This window comes from Phocicoccus pinnipedialis, from assembly GCF_903994035.1.
In the GTDB taxonomy this organism is placed as follows: Bacteria; Bacillota; Bacilli; order Staphylococcales; family Salinicoccaceae; genus Phocicoccus; species Phocicoccus pinnipedialis.
In genome coordinates, this window is record NZ_CAJEWB010000005.1 from 119623 (window position 1) to 138446 (window position 18824).

Below are 18824 nucleotides of genomic sequence, written 5' to 3' on the forward strand. Positions count from 1 at the left end.
TATGAAGAAATCCATTTTAGAAGTGAATAATTTAAGGGTGAATTTCTCAACATACGCAGGTAAAGTCCAAGCTGTAAGGGATGTATCTTTTGAAGTATTTAGTGGAGAAACACTTGCGATAGTTGGAGAATCAGGGTCAGGTAAAAGTGTAACGTCACAAGCGATTATGCAATTACTTCCTGTGCCACCTGCAATTTATGAAGGTGGAGAAATCTTATTTGGCGGACAAGATTTATTACAATTATCGGACAGACAAATGGAAAAAATACGTGGTAATGAAATCAGTATGATTTTCCAGGACCCGATGACGAGTCTGAACCCAACAATGAAAATTGGAAAGCAAATTACAGAAGTGATGATAAAGCACCAAAAAATTTCACGAAGTGAAGCGGACAAGCGCGCATTGGAACTCATGGAAATTGTTGGAATTCCAATGCCAGAAAAACGATTAAAACAATATCCACACGAGTTTTCAGGTGGGATGAGACAACGTGTGGTTATTGCGATTGCACTTGCTGCGAATCCGAAGTTACTCATTGCGGATGAACCAACGACTGCCTTAGACGTTACGATTCAGGCTCAAATCTTAGAGGTTATGAAAGAAATTCAAAAAGAGATGGAGACAGCAATCATCTTTATTACTCATGACCTTGGGGTAGTAGCGAACGTTGCGGACAGAGTCGCTGTCATGTATGCTGGTGAGATTGTAGAGGTTGGTACAGTAGAAGATATCTTCTATAATCCTCAACATCCATATACTTGGGGACTTCTCGGCTCTATGCCAGATTTAACTGCTGACAAATCACAGAAATTAAGAACAATACCTGGTTCACCACCAGACTTAACGCACCCACCGGCTGGTGATGCATTTGCAGCACGTAATCCTCATGCTATGAAAATTGACTATGAGAAGAACCCACCGATGTTTAAAGTGAGCGATACGCACTATGCGAAAACGTGGCGATTACATCCAGATGCACCGAAAACAGAGGTTCCATCAGTAATCAAAGAGCGTTACAACCAGTATCGTAAAAAGAAAGAAGGTGACTCAATTGTCTAAGCCATTACTAGAGGTTAAGAACTTATCTAAACACTTTGGGTCACGTAAAAATAAAGTTAAAGCTGTTGATGGTGTGTCATTCAGTATCATGCCTGGTGAAACACTTGGTCTTGTTGGAGAATCTGGGTGTGGTAAATCAACAACTGGACGTACGATTATTAAATTGTATGAAAGTACATCTGGGGAAGTGATATTTGATGGTAAAGATATCAGCAAATTATCAAAGAAAGAACGAAAACATTTTTACCAAGATATGCAGATGATTTTCCAAGACCCATACGCATCACTCAACCCGAGAATGACGGTACGTGAGATTTTAGAAGAAGGATATGACATTCACGGTCTTTATAAGAATAAAAAAGAACGTAAAGAAAAAGTTTATGAGCTATTGGAGTCAGTTGGACTCAATAGAGAACACGCAACGCGTTATCCACATGAATTCTCTGGTGGTCAACGTCAGAGAATCGGTATCGCACGTGCATTATCATTTGATCCTAAACTAATTATCGCAGATGAGCCTATATCAGCACTCGACGTATCGATTCAAGCACAGGTCGTTAACATGATGAAAGACATACAGAAAGAACGTGGACTCGCGTATCTCTTTATAGCGCATGATCTTTCAATGGTTAAATATATCTCTGACAGAATCGCAGTGATGTATAAGGGACGCTTGCTTGAAATAGGTGAAGCGGATGAATTATATAACAACCCGATTCACCCTTACACGAAGTCGCTTTTATCAGCAGTGCCGCAACCAGATCCAATATCTGAGCGCGAAAGAAAACGTATCAAGTACGATCATCAAGAATATACTGAAATTGACGATCACTTACTCGAATTCAGAAGTTTTGGTAACGATCATTACGTGTACTGTACTGAAGAAGAATTTAAAGCATGGCAAGTATAATTTATAACCTATAACTGATATGCATCAGTTATAGGTTTTTTTCGTTTCAATAAATTGATATACATATTACAATAGAAGAGTATGGGATTCTTCTGAATTAGGCAAAGTGGTATGAAAATGATACATTGATATATAATCATTAAATAATAGATTTCTCATGAAATGAGGGGAAAGAATGGCAAAAAAGATTGTAGTTGTAGATGATGAAAAGCCAATTGCAGATATTTTACAATTTAACCTTGAAAAAGAAGGATATGATGTACTGACAGCAAATGATGGTGACGAAGCACTCGAGCTTATTTTAAAAGAAGTTCCAGATCTCGTTCTCTTGGATATCATGCTGCCAGGTAAAGATGGTATGGAGATTTGTCGAGAAGTACGAAAAGTTTATGATATGCCAATCATTATGTTGACGGCGAAAGATGATGAGATTGATAAGGTACTTGGCCTTGAGCTCGGAGCCGATGACTATGTGACAAAGCCATTTTCAACACGTGAACTTATTGCGCGCGTGAAAGCAAACTTACGTCGTAAAGCGCCTGTTGAAGATACGAAAGTAGAAGATGAAAACACGATTACTCTTCGTGAAATAGAAATTAACTTAGACGCCTACTCTGTCAAAAAGGATGGAGAAGAAGTTGACCTGACGCAACGTGAATTTGAGCTGTTAATATACTTAGCGAAACACCCTACTCAAGTCATGACACGTGAACACTTACTTGAGACTGTTTGGGGTTACGACTATTTTGGAGATGTCCGTACTGTAGATGTTACAGTAAGACGCTTACGTGAAAAGATTGAAACAGATTCAAGTCACCCAGAATATATCATGACACGTCGTGGAGTTGGATATTTTATTAAAGGTGATGAATAGATGAAAAATCTATTTAGAAGTATACAATCACTACAAATTAAACTTGTAGTGATTTATGTATTGCTCATTATTGTTGGAATGCAGATCATTGGTGTGTACTTCACTAACGTACTTGAGCGTGATTTAACCGGGAACTTCAAGACGAATATCGAGACACAAATTGACCTAATAGAAACTCGAATTGAAGAGCTCAATGAGGAATATGTGGATGATCGTACAGGTTTTCAAAACGAAGTGCAGAAACTGTTTTATGATTATGGAAATCGTTCCGATATTGATGAGATTCGATTTGTGAATCCAGATAGCGTGCTCATTGCAACGAGTAAATTATCGAATGAATCGTCTGTGAATTCCATAATAAAAGGACCAAAGACGAAGGAATCACTCGATACAGGATTATCTAACGATGAAATCTTTGTAAGTGTTGAAGATGACTCAAAACGCATGTGGATTGTAAACTCTCCAGTGATTGTGGAGGATCGAGTCATTGGTGCGATTTATGTTGCATCAAATATTGAAAGTGTCTATCAGCAGCTTGAAAAAATTAATAATACGTTTATTATCGCAACCATACTCTCTTTATTCATTACGAGTATCTTGGGTATATTTGTCGCGCGTACAATTACAAAACCAATTATTAACATGAGAAACCAAGCGCTTCTTATGTCGGAAGGTAACTACACATCACGTGTACAAATTTATAGTGATGACGAAATTGGTCAACTTGCTGAATCTTTCAATATACTTTCAAAGCGCGTTCAAGAAGCGCAAGCGAACACAGAGAGTGAGAAAAACCGTTTAGATTCTGTAATCACACACATGTCAGATGGTATTATCGCATCTGATAGACGTGGACGTATTCGTCTCATCAATGACATGGCGCTTGGTTTATTGAACTTAAAGGCCGAAGAACTTCAAGGTAAAGATATGCTTGAAATACTGAACCTTCAAAACGACATCACAACAGAAGATATCGTTGAAGGTAACGAGATCAGTCACCTACTTGTCATCAACAATAAAGATGACGATACAATGATTCGTGTAAACTTCAGTACAATCGTTAAAGATACCGGTTTTATCAACGGATATATCGCTGTACTGCATGACGTTACAGAACAAGAAAGAATTGATGCAGAACGTCGTGAATTTGTTGCGAACGTTTCGCATGAACTCCGCACCCCACTTACTTCTATGAAGAGCTATATTGAAGCGTTACAAGATGGTGCGTGGCAAGATGACGAGATCGCGCCAAAGTTTTTAAAAGTCACACACGAAGAAACAGAGAGAATGTCAAGATTAGTTGAAGACCTTCTGCAGCTTTCTCGTCTGGATGGTGAAGTTGAAGAGATTAACAAAGAAATCGTGAACTTTAATATGTTCTTAGATCGTATTATCGAACGATTTGAAATGACGCATAAAGAAGAAGTTCAGCTTGTTAAGAATTTTCCGGACACAGCGATATTTACTGAAATTGCAGTAGATAAGATGGGACAAGTATTAGATAATGTCATATCTAACGCCATCAAATATCAGCAACGTGAACCTAAGCGTGTGGAATTTTATCTACAACAAAACTCGTACTATAATCGTTTGACGTTACGCATCAAAGACTATGGTCTCGGTATTCCGAATTCAAAAGTGGACCGAATTTTTGAACGATTCTATAGAATCGATAAAGCACGTACAAGAAAGATGGGCGGTACAGGACTCGGCTTAGCAATTTCAAAAGAAATTGTAGAGGCACATGATGGAAAAATTTGGGCAAATAGTATTGAGGGTGAAGGTACGACAATATTTATTAACTTACCTAGTGAAGTGATAAATGAGGATGATTGGGATGTATAAAGAACATCTTAAAACAATTACGTTATTGATACTCGTGATTACGAGCTGTGTGTTGACATATAAAACGTGGAGTTACCAGCCTGAATTCCGTAAAGTGAACACGACCCTCACGACTGTCCCATCCACAGCGCAAGGTGAACCGGTAGAATTTTCTAATACCATGCGTACATTTCAAATCATTCGCGTAAAAGATGACGAGACATTTGGCACAATGGACCAAGGTACACTTGTAGGTATGCGTCAGTTCTTAGAAGGTTCTAAAATTAACCTTTCGGGAAGAGTTAAAAAAATCAATAATCTGAAGCTCACACCTTCAGACACAAATGCAGAGAATTTCATGATTGTGGATTATCTATCTGATTTACCAGCACGGTCGTTATTTAATATATTAGGGTTTGAAATAGGTCCCGAGATGACTGAATATAACTTTGACCGTGTGTTAATCGATTTAAATAGAGATTACGTTGTTTTTAACTTGTTAAATGGTGAGCGTACCAATTACGTCGCATATGAAACGAATGTAAAGACAAGTGACCTGCGTAGTGTGTTAGATAAAAACATGAAAACCTTCGAGGATTACTCTGCGATTATTACAAACGACCGCACGTCGAGTCGAATTACAGCAATTTATGGTCCTTCCGCTCCTGGGCGTAAGAAGGTGCAGCAATTTATTCCATCAACAATTAGCGTAAATGCGCTAAATGAATCATTGTTTTTAGATGAAAAAGTGACGACACGTAAAGAGGATAATTTCACCATTTATGAGAGTGAGTCGGGACTCGCGACATACTCTTCAAAAACATATGGGTATTCCTATACGAATTTAAAAGAGACGCGAGATAATGAGCGTTCCCCTCACCGTACAATTGAGAAGTCATTCACCTTTTTAAATGGACATATGGGTTTATCTTCTAGATATTTATTATTTAGTTATGATATAGATCGTGAAGAAGTGACGTATCGACAAACGCTCGATGACTATATTGTATTCAGCGATGAGATTGCGACAGAAATTAGAATCGCTGCAGGTAAAAGCACGGTTGTTGAGTACGATCGACCGATGATTCAAACGAATGCGGTACTCCCTACAGATGAGAGTATTCGACTTGCCGATATTGAACTCGTACGCTATGAAATTGCATCAAACCCACAACTCGATTTGACCAAGGTTTCAAAATTGATTGTTGCGTATGATATGCATTTTACTAAAGATCAGACAGAATTAAATACAATAGAGTACACACCTGCGTGGTATGTGCTGTATGATGGAGAATGGCGTAAGTTTGAGGGAGGAGATATGAATTGATATGGAATCTTACGAAATCTATTTATATTGGCGTATTCCTCCTTGTAAATATCATGTTTTTAATTATTCTCTTAAACCAGCAAAATGAAGAACCAGAATCGACACTCACTTCAGCGAGAAGTCTACGTTCAACGAATATCGATGTGTCTCAGATTCCTGAATTTAAAGGGGATACAATGAATATTATGAACGCTGAGATGTATCGTTTTAAAAGTGACGAGGCTGATGGTGAAATTACCAATAGCACAATAGAAGTTGTCAAGAATATTCAAGATGTCTCTTTTGAAACAGGATATTTAAAGCAATACATGCAAGACTCAGTGTATCGTGGTAATGAGTACGAGTATGATAACGTGACGAGTAAAGAAAACACGTTCAACTTCAATCAGCTTATTAACGGGAAGCCTGTGTTTAACCATCACAATGCACGTGTACGTTTCTTAAAACAAGAAGGTAATAAATTGATGGAACAAGCTTATCTCGTAAATGTAAAAGAAAGCAACTTCTCTACACCACAGAAAGTGCGTGACCCATTACAAATTGTAGAAGAACTGTATAAAGAGAAGGCCATTACAACAGACGCAAAAATATTAGATGCCAAGCTTGGATACTATATTATTGTCGTTGAAGAAGAATCACGACAAGTCGTGATGAGACCAAAGTGGCAACTTGTCATAGAAGAAGAAAACTTGACACGCACAATCTATATTGATGCAATTAGTCAGACTGAAAAAATTATTGAGAAAGAGTGAAATACCACATGGAAATGAGTGTACTTGCTAGTGGCTCGAGTGGAAACTGCATATATGTAGAATCAGATCGAGGAAGTCTCTTAATCGATGTGGGATTAACATGTAAGAGAATTGAACTTGCTTTAGACGCAATCAATAGAAGTCTTAAGGATATAGATGCGATTTTAATTACGCATGAGCATATTGACCATATCAAAGGTCTTAAGGTAATTGCGAAGCGATATAACATACCAATATTTGCGAATAAAGAGACTTGGATCGCGATTGACCAGAAAAATATACCCGTCCCATCCGAGCAACGATTTGAATTTAGTCCATTACAAACCAAAGAGATTATAGGAATGGATATACAGTCATTTAACGTATCACACGACGCCATTAATCCGCAGTTCTATACAATGTCACAGAATAACAAAAGACTCTCTGTAATCACGGATACGGGCTACGTATCCGATGAGATGAAGGGGATTATCAAAGATAGTGACGTATTTGTCTTTGAATCGAACCATGATGTGGATATGTTAAGAATGGGAAGATACCCATGGTCAACCAAGCAACGAATTTTAAGTGACGTCGGACACGTCTCTAATGAAGATGCGGCCCATGCAATGCGTGATGTCATTACAGATCGTACGAAGCGTATTTACTTGTCTCACTTGAGTCAAGACAACAATATTAAAGAACTTGCCCGCATGAGTGTAGAACAAGTTCTTCATAGGTATGATATTGATACCAAGAATCACATAACGCTATGTGATACAGATAAAGAAACACCTACGGAAATCTACACGTTATAAAGTTATCCACATATTTGTGTGGATAACGTTGATATAATGTGGATAACTATTGACCAAGTGTGAATAACTTGGTCTTTTTTGTGTATAATTTAGAAAAGAGAAGGAATTAGAATATGAAACTGACAATAATAACGGTAGGCAAACTTAAGGAGAAATACTGGCGTGAAGCGGTTAAAGAGTATGAGAAGCGACTACAAAAATATGCCAGCGTTACTTTGATAGAAGTGGCGGATGAAAAAGAACCGAATAACGCTAGCGCCCGTGATTTGGAGATAATAAAAGAAAAAGAAGCCAATAGGATCTTATCTAAGATTAAAGATAATCAATATGTAGTGACACTAGAGATAGACGGTAAGATGTATACATCAGAAGACTTATCAGAAGAATATCAAAAATGGAAAAACACAGGAAAGAGCAATATCGTGTTTGTAATTGGCGGTAGTAACGGAATTGGAGAAGACGTGAAGAAGCGCTCCAACCACGAGATAAGTTTTAGCAAGATGACTTATCCACATCAGATGATGAAGGTGATCCTGTTAGAACAACTGTTTAGAGTGAATAAGATATTGAATAATGAAGCGTATCACAAGTAGTGCGAGTTACTGAAAGTTATTGATACCTTTTCTATTAGTAGTCGATAGTTACACTCAGCAAGAAATGTTAATTTATGGCTATCAGCATAAAAATTTAATGGGAAAAACCACTCAATAAAAAAGATACAAGAGATTGAACTCATATCTTTTGTATCTTATTTCCTATTCTGTTTATTTAATAATTGTACATGCTTGTGTCATTACAATAATGACTCTTCTTTATCGCTTAATTTAATTCGAAATAAAAGAAATGGAATGAACATAAGGCTAACCCATCCTAATGTAAATAATCGCTGTGTTTCACCAGAAAGGTATTGCTTTTGCTTGCAATTCGGACACTTTTTCCCCTTTTTTGCAAAACTAATTTTCAGAATATCGTTCAGTCTCCATTTGTAATTACAGTTTGTACAACGTGGCATATAATACCCACTTCTCTCTTTATTAATATGTAGTAAAACAGCTCATTCGCTGAATATCAAGAACCATCATTTTTATAATAAATAATATTCTAATTATACATAATTAAGTGTAGACGCATCAAATCACTCCGAAATGATACTAAAGAAATTAGATTGGTCTGATAAAAATATGGCATATAATAATGGTCTTCAAGTTGAGATATAAAGAATAGCGTACTATAAGCTTTAACCACAGTACGCTATTTATGAGAACAGACAATATTAATAGACTATTTGCCATAAGTTCTGCTTGATCAACGGTATTATAAATTGCTATCTTCTGAAGTTATCTTATATAGATTAAACATATGATTCTGTTAGTTCTAAAAATTCTTCAATATCTTTATGCACGGAATCCAGTGTTTGTTGCCAGAATTCTGGTCTTCTTAGGTCAACATTTAAGTGTTTTTCAGCAAGGTCTTCTGTAGTCATACTCGCAGTATCGCGAAGAAGTGCAATATAGTCATCTTCAAGTAACGTTTCGTCTTCTAAGAAACGGTTGTATATACCTAAACTGAAAAAGTACCCAAATGTATACGGGAAGTTATAGAAAGGTACACCTGTAATATGAAAATGTAACTTTGATGCCCAGAACATTGGATGGTATGAACGCAGTGCATTTTGATAGGCTTCTTTTTGTGCTTCTTCCATCAATTCTTGCAGTCTGTTACTGTCTACAGTTCCTTTTTGGCGTTCATCATAGAAATTGCGTTCAAAGATATAGCGTGCATGGATATTCATCATAAAAGTTGCACTTCTAGCAATTTTTTCATCGAGTAAGTTGATTTTTTCTGCATTGGACGTTGCATTTTCAATCGTTGCGTTTGAAACGATCAGTTCTGCAAATGTAGAAGCTGTTTCGGCAACGTTCATTGCGTAACGTTGGTTAAATAGTGGTAAATCACGCAGGACATAACTATGGAATGCGTGTCCGAGCTCATGTGCGAGTGTGGACACATTACCTGTGCTACCGGCAAACGTCATAAAAATACGTGATTGTTTAGACTCAGGAAGGTTTGAACAGTATCCGCCTGGGCGTTTTCCTGGACGATCTTCCGCTTCAATCCACTGCTCTTTAAAAGCTCGACGTGCCATCTCTGCCATTTTTGGACTGAATGATTTAAAGTGATTGATAATAAACGTTGCTGCTTCATTGTAGGTATACCGCTTATTCGTATAATCCCCCACGTCAACACTTGCTGTAACATCGAGCCATCCTAATTGATCAACACCAATGAGTTGCGCCTTTCGTTCAAAGTACTTTTTGAAAGGTGTTTTATTTTTTGTAATAGTATCCCACATCGTATCGAGAGTTTCTTCTTCCATACGGTTATAGTCTAGTGGTACCTTCATATAATCTTTATAGTCGTGAAGTTTATAGTCATTTAAACGGAATCCTGATAAATGATTGAGCGTTGTAGAGAATAAATCAGCTTTGTTCTCCCATGCTTCTTCCCAAGTTTTTAAAAGATTTTCACGTTGTTTTGGATTTTCTTCTGACTTCATCTTGTTTTCAAATTGCCCAGCTGAATAATAAACGGTTTTATTATCTTCAGTTACTGGAATTTGAATAGAGGCGACGAGTTGATTGTACATATTATTCCAGCCTTGTAAGCCGTCTAGTGATAAATGATTGATGATTGTTTCTTCTTGAGTGGATAGTAAATCTTTTTCTTGTTGTCGTATTTCTTCTAACGGGTAACGCATCGGTTTAAAGAAATCTTCCTCTAACAACTTGTTAAATTGATCTTCAGTCAGTGCGCTGATCTTTTTATTTAAAATAATATTCTGTGACGAAAGGTCTTTACGCAAGTTCGCAACCGCATTTAAATTCTGCATTGCTTTTTGATCAGTAACATCTGCAGATACTAAACCATTCGCAAAAGTCCCCATCTCACCAAGCGCGTTTGAAATTTTTTCATAGTGTTGTAAGATCCCTTGCAGTGACGCAAAATCATTTGAATGTTCGTCCAGCTCCCAACTATCGAGTTCGTGAGAAAAATCTGCGATATTATCTCTTACTTCTGATAATCGTATTTGGAAAGCTTCAGATGCACTTCCACCAGGAAACACACTCTCCATATCCCATTTTTCTTTGTAGTTCATCAATTTCCTTCCTCTCTAAACTAAAATAGTATTTATTTTTATCATACAGGAAATGAATGAAGAGAAACATTAATCACTCTAATATACATCAATAGTCTGAGCATGCACCTATGCTGAACGATAAAACAAGAGTGATATTTTTAGAATTTAAACTAATGAGAGAATGCGGTTTTAATCAACACATCAAGAGTTAGGATTGTAGATGAGGGGATTCTTGTTGAAGTGCTTAAAAGAGGAAAACTAAAAGTTCTGCGATAGATGTCTATGAAGAGTCAAAAATGAATCGTAATTTAATTGGCATGGAGAATGCCATATTAACACGATAAATTCGAAATGTTTTAAGTTTCTAGTCAAATATAATATAGGCAAATTTACGTTATATTAATTCAGTTTATATAATTTTTTAAACAACTAGTTTGGGGGATCACGAGATGTGTATCATCGGAGAACATTATTTAAAATTCTCCTATATCAGAAAATCAGAAGAAATTATCATATTGCGTCCATTGTAAATTGTTTTACATCAACAATTCACGGGAATGTTACATATATAATTGGAGAATTATAGTGGAGGTTTCAAAATGAGTGATTTTCAATATGATGTAATCTATATCGGTAGTGGTCATGCAGCATGGCATGGTGCATTACTTTTAAATAAATTCAAAAAGAAAGTGGCAATCATTGAAAAAGACAGAATCTCAGGTACTTGTACGAACTACGGTTGTAATCCCAAAATTTTATTAGAAGGACCTTTTGAAGCGATTGAATCTATGCAACATTACGGGGATATTTTCAGTAACTTCCCTGAAGTCAGTTGGCCTAAATTAATAGAGTATAAACAAAAAACAATTAATCCGCTTCATGAAGATTTAGAATCTATCTTTAAAGAGCAAGGAATTGATATTATTAAAGGCGCAGGGCAGCTTGTTGATGAAAACACGGTTCTCGTTGATGGGAAGGAATACACTTCGAAATATATCGTATTAGCTACAGGTCAAAGAAGTAACGAATTAGACATTGAAGGTAATCAACTGATTCATTACAGTGCTGATTTTCTTGATTTGAAAGATATGCCTAAACGTATTACCTTCATTGGTGGTGGTTTTATCAGTATTGAGTTTGCTTCAATTGCAATTAAGACAGGCAGTGAAGTATCTGTTATTGTTCATTCTGATAAAGTGCTTAAACAGTATCATCAGCCTTATGTTAATAAGCTTATTGAAAAACTTAAGAATGAAGGTGTGAGTTTTTACTTTGAGAAAGATATAAAATCAGTCGAAAAAGTTGATACCGGACTAAAAATATCTGATGACAATGATTTCATGCTTGAAACGGACTATGTCGTTAATGCAACAGGACGTATTCCGAATGTTGAAAACATAGGATTAGAGAATGTCGGTATTGATTATGATAAAGATGGCATAAAAGTCAACAAATTTATGCAGACAAATTTTCCTAATATCTATGCGAGTGGTGATGTAGTCAGTAAGAAAACACCAAAACTTACGCCAACAGCTACATTCGAATCTAACTATATCGGTGTAAACATTTTGGGTTCGGATGCAGATAAGCTTAAGTTCCCTTTAAAAGCATTGAAGCTTTTACCGATTAAATATCCAGCAATACCTAACGTCGTTTATTCTTTACCTAAAATTGCGCAAGTCGGTATGACGGTTGAAAACGCTGAAAAGAAAAGTGGATATAAAGTAAAAACAATCAAATTTGGTGAACAGCTTGAATTCCAGTATAAGCATGAAACTGATGCTGAAATGAAGATTGTTCTGGACAGAGCAAATAAATTAAAAGGTGCAGTTATTTATGGTAGTGCAGCGGATGATCTTGTCAATATATTAACATTTATCATAGAGAAAAAAATGAGTGGACGTGAATTAAATAAGATGATATTTGCCTTCCCAAGTGCCTCAAGTGGTATTATTCAGCTATTAGGTATTCACATGATGGGTGTAGAAATTAATTTATAAGTTTAAAATTGATTAAAATGAAGGATATAAAAAATATCATAAATAGAAGTTAATAACTGTTGAAGATTGTAAACGATTGATGCACAAATAAAATCCCCCAGGTTAAAATAATAATTTTAACCTGGGGGATTTCTTTTTTAAGTGTCTTAAATCATAGACTACTCATTATTGTGCTGTATATCCACCGTCTACTAGAAGTGTCGTACCTGTAGTGAATTCATTCTCCGCTAGGAATACAACCGCATGTGCAATTTCTTCTGATTTGCCTAGTCTGCCGATTGGGTGTTTATCTACGAGAGTGTCGTAATAATCTCCCAATGCTTCCTTGTTAACCATACCGGATTCTACATATCCCGGAGCAATTGCATTAACTCGAATATTGTCCTTGGCATATTGTAAAGCCACAGACTTTGTCATCAAATTCACAGCGCCTTTAGACGCATTGTAAGCGAATGCCGTCGGTTCCCCTACACTTCCGAGGATTGATGATGTATTAATAATTACACCACCACCAACTTTTTGCATTTCAGGAATTGCATATTTTGATCCAAAGAATACGCTGTCCTGATTAACTTTGATTACTTTGTTATAGTCTTCGTAGGAAAGCTTGTGCGTCTCGCCTTGAACACCAATTCCTGCGTTGTTGAACATAATATCTAGTCGTCCAAATTTTTCAACAGCCAGAGCAACGACATTTTTGACGTCCTCTTCAACAGAAACATCGACTTTCTCAAAAAGGATGTCACCATATTCTTTAAGACTATTTTCAGCTTCCTTACCAGTCTCTTCGTTATAATCTGCTACAATAACTTTAGCACCTTTATCTAAGAAAGCCTTCGCTGTTGCTAAACCAATACCTGATCCGCCACCTGTTACAATCGCAACTTTATCTTTAAGTTCCAAAATCTTTTACCCCTCTCAATTGCTTTACTTTAACTCACTATATATATACCCGGGAAAATGTTTAATGAAACATAATAAATATGATAATTAAAAGTATTCAGCTTTTCCATGTCATGGGACAGATCTCTTATAATAATAATGCCTGAAGTTATTATCAATAAAAATTCTTAAACATTTATATTTTAAGTTATTCAGAGAAACAAATGGCATTTACATAAGTATAATCTGATTGTACGAATAAAAATATGAACTAATTACAAAACTAAACAGCATGTCCTATTTATACTCATTGCTATCAATAATTGTTACGTGAGAACCTTCTTTCACCATTGCAAGTGCAATTCCAAGACCAATAACGCCAGCGCCTCCAGTAACAAAAGCGACTATGTCCTCTAATTTCAGTAAAAATCCCCTTCTTTTTTATTAATAACTTTCTAAAGTTCCAGGACTATTATAAATTATATTTAATCATTTTCTGTATCTTTGAAAGTAAGAATAATACCGATAATATGATAAGTATTGTTAAAAGAGAAAAGATATAACTATGTCCTGAAAATTTCGTATTATTTTGGCTGTTAGGTATAGGAAAAGACATAAATTGAATAATAGAATCTTATGCGATTATAAATGGAATGAAGTAGTCGTGGGATCCTATGGTGATTCATTTTATATTCTTTTATGCGACTTTTAGTTTAAGGTATATGATAAGAATAATAATATTTGCATGTTTATTTTGATGACTCAATATAATTAAGAGGTGATGAAATGAGAACAGTTTTATATGGTTTTTATTCTGGATTATTTTTGCTTGCGATTACATATCTCATGGATAGTATATTTCAAAAGCAATTAGTGACTATTTTATTAAACGTAGACTTTATAACGAATAAGCAGTCTGATTCATTAATTTTTGAATGGGGGTTACATCTATTCGTTAGCATTATAATATTTATTGTATTTTCTTATCTGAAGCCATATAGGTGGCTCTATATTAGTATTTACGTAATGAGTATGTTTATGTTTACATTCTTGTATATACAATTACCTAAGCTAGCAGTTTATGAAAATGTGACACAAGATTTATTTGGATTATTATTGTGGTTAATTGCTCATGTAATGTATTTGGTTTTGGTTCATTATTTAATCGGACGATTATTTACACGTAAAAACGGGAATATGAAGAATTAGAGGGAGTGATTATAATGACACAAAATATTTATGATATAGAAGTTAAAGATAAGACGGGTAATTATGATTCATTAGAGAAATATAAAGGTCAAGTGATGGTAGTTGTGAATACAGCTACTCAGTGTGGTTTGAGTGGTCAATTCAATACGCTTGAAGAGTTATATCAAAAATATAAAGATGATGGTTTTGTGGTTCTTGGCTTCCCTAGCAATCAATTTGCAAATCAGGAACCTGGAGATGATGAAGAGATCGCGCAGACATGTCAAATGAATTTCGGCGTTACTTTCCCTATTTATTCTAAAGTAGATGTTAATGGAAAAAATGAAAGTCCATTATTTACTTATTTAAAAAAGGAAAGTAAAGGTATGCTAGGTAGTAGTATTAAGTGGAACTTTACTAAATTTTTAATTGACCAAGAAGGTAATGTTGTGCAGCGCTATGGACCAAAAGATAGTCCTTTAAAAATGGAAGAACAAATCAAATCTTTACTATCTAAAAACTTAAAATAAGCATAAAAAAAGAAACTCCCTAGGGAGTTTCTTTTTATAATGCTGATACGCCACCATCGATTACAAATTCAGAACCTGTTGAGTACTGAGACTCATCAGATGCTAAGAATATAACCATGTCTGAAACTTCTTCCGGTTGAGCGACACGACGTAATGGAATTGTTTTCTTGAATTGTTCAACGGCTTCTTTCACGCCTTCTTGTTCAAGCATTGGCGTGTGAACAACGCCAGGGTGTACAGAGTTTACGCGAATGTTATGTGGTGAAAGTTCTCTTGCACATGCTTTAGTAAACCCTCTCACTGCGAACTTAGTATCTGTATATCCAGCGGCACCACCAATTAGACCGTTCATAGAAGAAATATTAATGATTGATCCACTGTTTTGTGCTTTCATACTTGGAGTGACAGCTTTTGTTCCTAAGAACACAGACACTTGGTTTATATTGACGATTTTCATATAATCATCTAGAGTTAGATCTTCCAATGCATAGTTATATGTGATACCCGCATTATTTACAAGAGCGTCAATCTGACCGAATTTTTCTAATGTCATATCTACTACATTTTTCCAATCAGATTCACTCGATACATCGTGCTTGATGAACAGACTGTTATCCCCGAGTTCTTGTTGAACTTCGCGTCCTTTTTCTTCATTGATGTCAGTTATGACAACTTTTGCACCTTGTGCGAGCATTTTTTCTGCGTGAATTTTACCCATGCCCTGCGCAGCGCCTGTAATAATAATGACTTTGTTTTCTAATCGATTCATATAAACATCTCCTTATTTATGCTTCTATTATCGCAAATAATGCATTACAATTACACTTTTTTGCTTGAAAATAAAATTTATATTTTTGATGATGTCATAAATCATATGACACAGATCTGTTAATACTTTTGCAACATAAACTAATGTGCTACTTAGCCTTACTATAACGCATAGCGTTATATAGTCATTAGTTAATTTTAGAGTAAAAACGTTGTTGTCATTAGTAGTTTTGTTTAAATTGTTCGATTGCTAGTTTGATTTCATCTCTAACACGTTGGAATTCCGTCCATTCTTTGCCTGCGGGATCATCGAATCCCCAGTGTTCTTTCTTAACATTTAAAGGAATAGTCGGACAATTTATATCAGCATCGCTGCATAGTGTAACAACCAAATCAGAGGATTTAAGAATTTCATTATCAATGATATTTGAAGTTTGACTAGATATATCCACGTCAACCTCTTTCATTGCTTCAATTGCTTTTTGATTGACGCCGTGTGCCTCAATACCTGCTGAATAAACTTTCCACTCATCTCCGAGAATTTTTTTACCCCAACCTTCAGCCATTTGGCTACGACAAGCATTACCTGTACATATAAAATAAATTGTTTTTTTTGTCATAATGTTCATCTCTCTTAAAATATCATTAATGTTATATATAATCCAAATAGTGTTATAAACAGTACGGGAACTGTAATGATAATGCCAATTTTAAAATACGTTCCCCATGAAATCTTTACACCTTTTTGTGTTAGTACATGTAACCATAAGAGCGTTGCAAGTGATCCTATTGGTGTAATTTTTGGTCCTAAATCAGAGCCAATAACGTTGGCGTAAATCATGCCTTCTTTAATTGAACCAACGACACTTGATTGACCAATCGCAATCGCATCTATTAAAACGGTCGGCATATTATTCATTATAGAAGATAAAAAGGCGGCAATAAAACCCATACCCATGATACTACTCAATAAACCGTAGCTGGATACCGTATTAAGAATGTTCGCGAGTATCGTCGTTATACCGACATTTTTCAAACCGAATACGACTAAATACATACCGATAGAGAATATTACAATATTCCACGGTGCATTTTTAATAACTGCTGTTGTATCAACCACCTGAGATTTACGTGCTAATAATAAGAAGATTATTGCTACGATACCTGCAATGATTGACACTGGAATTGTTATAAACTCACTCGCAAGATAACCAGCGAAAAGAACGGATAAAACAATCCATGAAATTTTAAAGAGTTTAGGATCTCTAATGACATCTTTAGGCTCAATAATTTGGCTAGTATCAAAAGATTTTGGAATAGATTTTCTGAAATATAACCATAATACGGCAATGCTTGCGATTATTGAAAATATGTTAGGAATAATCATACGACTGAAATATTCAATAAAACCAATATTAAAATAATCTGCTGATACAATGTTAACAAGGTTACTCACAATCAAAGGCAGTGATGCAGTATCTGCAATAAACCCACTTGCTATAATAAACGGGAAGATCATCTGTGATTTAAAACCAAGGTTTCTTACCATAGCTAAAACAATTGGTGTTAAAATTAATGCTGCACCGTCATTTGCGAAAAATGCTGCAACGATTGCGCCAAGTAGGATGATGTAAATAAACATTTTTAAGCCATTACCTTTTGAAGCTTTGAGCATATGTATTGCAGACCATTCAAAAAATCCTATTTCATCTAGGATAAGTGATATGAGGATAATTGCTACAAAGGTTAACGTGGCATTCCATACGATATTTGTCACTTCTAAAACGTCAGGAAGGCTGACTACCCCAGTGACAATGGCGATAAGTGCTCCGATTAATGCTGTAAGTCCGATATCTAGACTTTTGGGTTGCCAAATGACAAATATGAGAGTCATTATAAATATTAGAATCGCTATCGCCGTCATAATGAACACTCCACTTTTTCTAGATTTTTACAAATACATGAAGTGTGACTCATATTTATATTATTTAAGTGCTGAATAATAGAATCGAAATGATAATGATTAATTTGGTACATTTGTTTATTTCCAACTTTACGTGCAATTACTAAATCGTTTTCGACCAAAGTTTTCATATGGTGACTTAGTGTGGGTTGCGTGAATTGGAAGTGTTCGAGTAAATCACATGCACACAGTTCTCCACAAGAAAGTAAGTCTAATATCTCTAAGCGACTTGGGTTGGATAAAATTTTTAAGTATGCTGCTAATGATTGATAAGACATACATCTACCTCCAGTTTATTTAAATAGATTATCATCTATATAGATTGTTGTCTATGTAGAAAAAAAGGCGAAGTGCTAATTTTAGCACTTCGCCTTGTTACTTACTATTTTGATCCTGTAATGCTTAAGATTGCTTTTCTATCTCTTATAGGATCGAGATTGCTTAAAATCTTGGCTTTCACTTCTCTAATCTTACCAGCTTTTAGCATACTTCCTGACCAACTATTTGGCTGATAGGCATTCCAATAATCCAAAATTTCGTATAGTTCGTGACAATTTTTCATTAAACATAAGCTCCTCTGAATATATTTAATAAAATAGCCCTTCTGATTAAGAAGAGCGTACATGTCTTCTCATCTGTCAGTAGTTAAAATACTGTTGGAATTAGCACATCGCGATATCGCTGTTGCTGGAGTTTCTAAGGGCCAATTCCCTCCACTCACTCTTAATAAGAGAACTATTTTATTAATTTTATTATAACATATTTGTTTTGTGCTTTAATCATAATACCGATATAAAATTAATTTCATAA

The 18824-nt window shown here is 35.5% G+C and carries 18 protein-coding genes and 1 riboswitch; of the genes, 10 read left to right on the forward strand and 8 right to left on the reverse strand.

Annotation, left to right across the window (positions count from 1 at the left end):
- Nucleotide 1 precedes the first annotated feature (1 nt).
- From H9D55_RS02310 to rlmH, 8 genes are all read left to right on the forward strand, one after another.
- On the forward strand, nucleotides 2-1060 hold the full coding sequence (locus H9D55_RS02310) for an ABC transporter ATP-binding protein (RefSeq protein WP_186076494.1): 1059 nt from the start codon (nucleotides 2-4) through the stop codon (nucleotides 1058-1060).
- Complete coding sequence (locus H9D55_RS02315) at nucleotides 1053-1970, forward strand: ABC transporter ATP-binding protein (protein ID WP_186076496.1); 918 nt, start codon at nucleotides 1053-1055, stop codon at nucleotides 1968-1970. The genes H9D55_RS02310 and H9D55_RS02315 overlap by 8 nt, the downstream gene beginning before the upstream one ends.
- Nucleotides 1971-2145: 175 nt before the next feature.
- The gene (gene yycF / locus H9D55_RS02320) at nucleotides 2146-2844 is read left to right on the forward strand and encodes a response regulator YycF (protein WP_186076497.1); all 699 of its coding nucleotides are present in this window, start codon (nucleotides 2146-2148) and stop codon (nucleotides 2842-2844) included.
- Nucleotides 2845-4689 (forward strand): cell wall metabolism sensor histidine kinase WalK, encoded by a 1845-nt coding sequence (gene walK, locus H9D55_RS02325; RefSeq protein WP_186076499.1) that lies wholly within the window; start codon nucleotides 2845-2847, stop codon nucleotides 4687-4689.
- Complete coding sequence (locus H9D55_RS02330) at nucleotides 4682-5995, forward strand: YycH family regulatory protein (protein WP_186076501.1); 1314 nt, start codon at nucleotides 4682-4684, stop codon at nucleotides 5993-5995. The genes walK and H9D55_RS02330 overlap by 8 nt, the downstream gene beginning before the upstream one ends.
- Nucleotides 5992-6747, forward strand: coding sequence for a two-component system regulatory protein YycI (yycI, locus tag H9D55_RS02335; protein ID WP_186076502.1), 756 nt, complete (start codon nucleotides 5992-5994; stop codon nucleotides 6745-6747). Before H9D55_RS02330 ends, yycI begins: the two co-directional genes overlap by 4 nt.
- An 8-nt stretch (nucleotides 6748-6755) precedes the next feature.
- Entirely contained in the window at nucleotides 6756-7544 is a 789-nt protein-coding gene (locus H9D55_RS02340) for an MBL fold metallo-hydrolase (protein ID WP_377275032.1), read from the forward strand.
- A 113-nt stretch (nucleotides 7545-7657) separates the two neighbouring features.
- Nucleotides 7658-8137, forward strand: a complete 480-nt coding sequence (gene rlmH, locus H9D55_RS02345) for a 23S rRNA (pseudouridine(1915)-N(3))-methyltransferase RlmH (protein ID WP_186076504.1) — start codon at nucleotides 7658-7660, stop codon at nucleotides 8135-8137.
- Nucleotides 8138-8337: 200 nt separating this feature from the next.
- On the opposite strand, the gene H9D55_RS02350 is transcribed toward rlmH, so the two are convergent.
- Nucleotides 8338-8556, reverse strand: coding sequence for a TIGR04104 family putative zinc finger protein (locus H9D55_RS02350; RefSeq protein WP_186076505.1), 219 nt, complete (start codon nucleotides 8554-8556; stop codon nucleotides 8338-8340).
- A 339-nt stretch (nucleotides 8557-8895) separates the two neighbouring features.
- Nucleotides 8896-10701: a M3 family oligoendopeptidase gene (locus H9D55_RS02355; RefSeq protein ID WP_186076506.1), complete on the reverse strand. Its 1806-nt coding sequence runs from the start codon at nucleotides 10699-10701 to the stop codon at nucleotides 8896-8898.
- Between the two features lie 581 nt (nucleotides 10702-11282).
- Between H9D55_RS02355 and H9D55_RS02360 the strand changes: the two genes are divergently transcribed.
- Complete coding sequence (locus tag H9D55_RS02360; RefSeq protein ID WP_186076507.1) at nucleotides 11283-12683, forward strand: dihydrolipoyl dehydrogenase family protein; 1401 nt, start codon at nucleotides 11283-11285, stop codon at nucleotides 12681-12683.
- A gap of 165 nt (nucleotides 12684-12848) precedes the next feature.
- Here the strand turns inward: H9D55_RS02360 and H9D55_RS02365 are convergent, their stop codons facing one another.
- On the reverse strand, nucleotides 12849-13586 hold the full coding sequence (locus tag H9D55_RS02365; RefSeq protein WP_186076509.1) for an SDR family NAD(P)-dependent oxidoreductase: 738 nt from the start codon (nucleotides 13584-13586) through the stop codon (nucleotides 12849-12851).
- Between the two features lie 1202 nt (nucleotides 13587-14788).
- On the opposite strand from H9D55_RS02365, the gene H9D55_RS02370 reads away from it, so the two are divergent.
- Nucleotides 14789-15283 (forward strand): glutathione peroxidase, encoded by a 495-nt coding sequence (locus tag H9D55_RS02370; RefSeq protein ID WP_186076511.1) that lies wholly within the window; start codon nucleotides 14789-14791, stop codon nucleotides 15281-15283.
- 34 nt (nucleotides 15284-15317) lie between these two features.
- Here the strand turns inward: H9D55_RS02370 and H9D55_RS02375 are convergent, their stop codons facing one another.
- The 5 genes from H9D55_RS02375 to H9D55_RS02395 all read right to left on the reverse strand — a co-directional run bounded on the left by H9D55_RS02375 (nucleotide 15318) and on the right by H9D55_RS02395 (nucleotide 18576).
- A complete protein-coding gene (locus tag H9D55_RS02375) occupies nucleotides 15318-16052 on the reverse strand; it encodes a glucose 1-dehydrogenase (protein WP_186076513.1) in 735 nt (244 codons plus the stop codon).
- 220 nt (nucleotides 16053-16272) lie between these two features.
- Nucleotides 16273-16671: an arsenate reductase (thioredoxin) gene (gene arsC / locus H9D55_RS02380; protein ID WP_186076515.1), complete on the reverse strand. Its 399-nt coding sequence runs from the start codon at nucleotides 16669-16671 to the stop codon at nucleotides 16273-16275.
- A 14-nt stretch (nucleotides 16672-16685) separates the two neighbouring features.
- Nucleotides 16686-17975: an arsenite efflux transporter membrane subunit ArsB gene (gene arsB, locus H9D55_RS02385; protein WP_186076516.1), complete on the reverse strand. Its 1290-nt coding sequence runs from the start codon at nucleotides 17973-17975 to the stop codon at nucleotides 16686-16688.
- A complete protein-coding gene (locus H9D55_RS02390; protein ID WP_186076517.1) occupies nucleotides 17972-18292 on the reverse strand; it encodes an ArsR/SmtB family transcription factor in 321 nt (106 codons plus the stop codon). Before H9D55_RS02390 ends, arsB begins: the two co-directional genes overlap by 4 nt.
- Nucleotides 18293-18396: 104 nt before the next feature.
- A complete protein-coding gene (locus H9D55_RS02395) occupies nucleotides 18397-18576 on the reverse strand; it encodes a hypothetical protein (RefSeq protein ID WP_186076518.1) in 180 nt (59 codons plus the stop codon).
- 66 nt (nucleotides 18577-18642) lie between these two features.
- Nucleotides 18643-18747: riboswitch (SAM riboswitch) on the reverse strand.
- Nucleotides 18748-18824 lie beyond the last annotated feature (77 nt).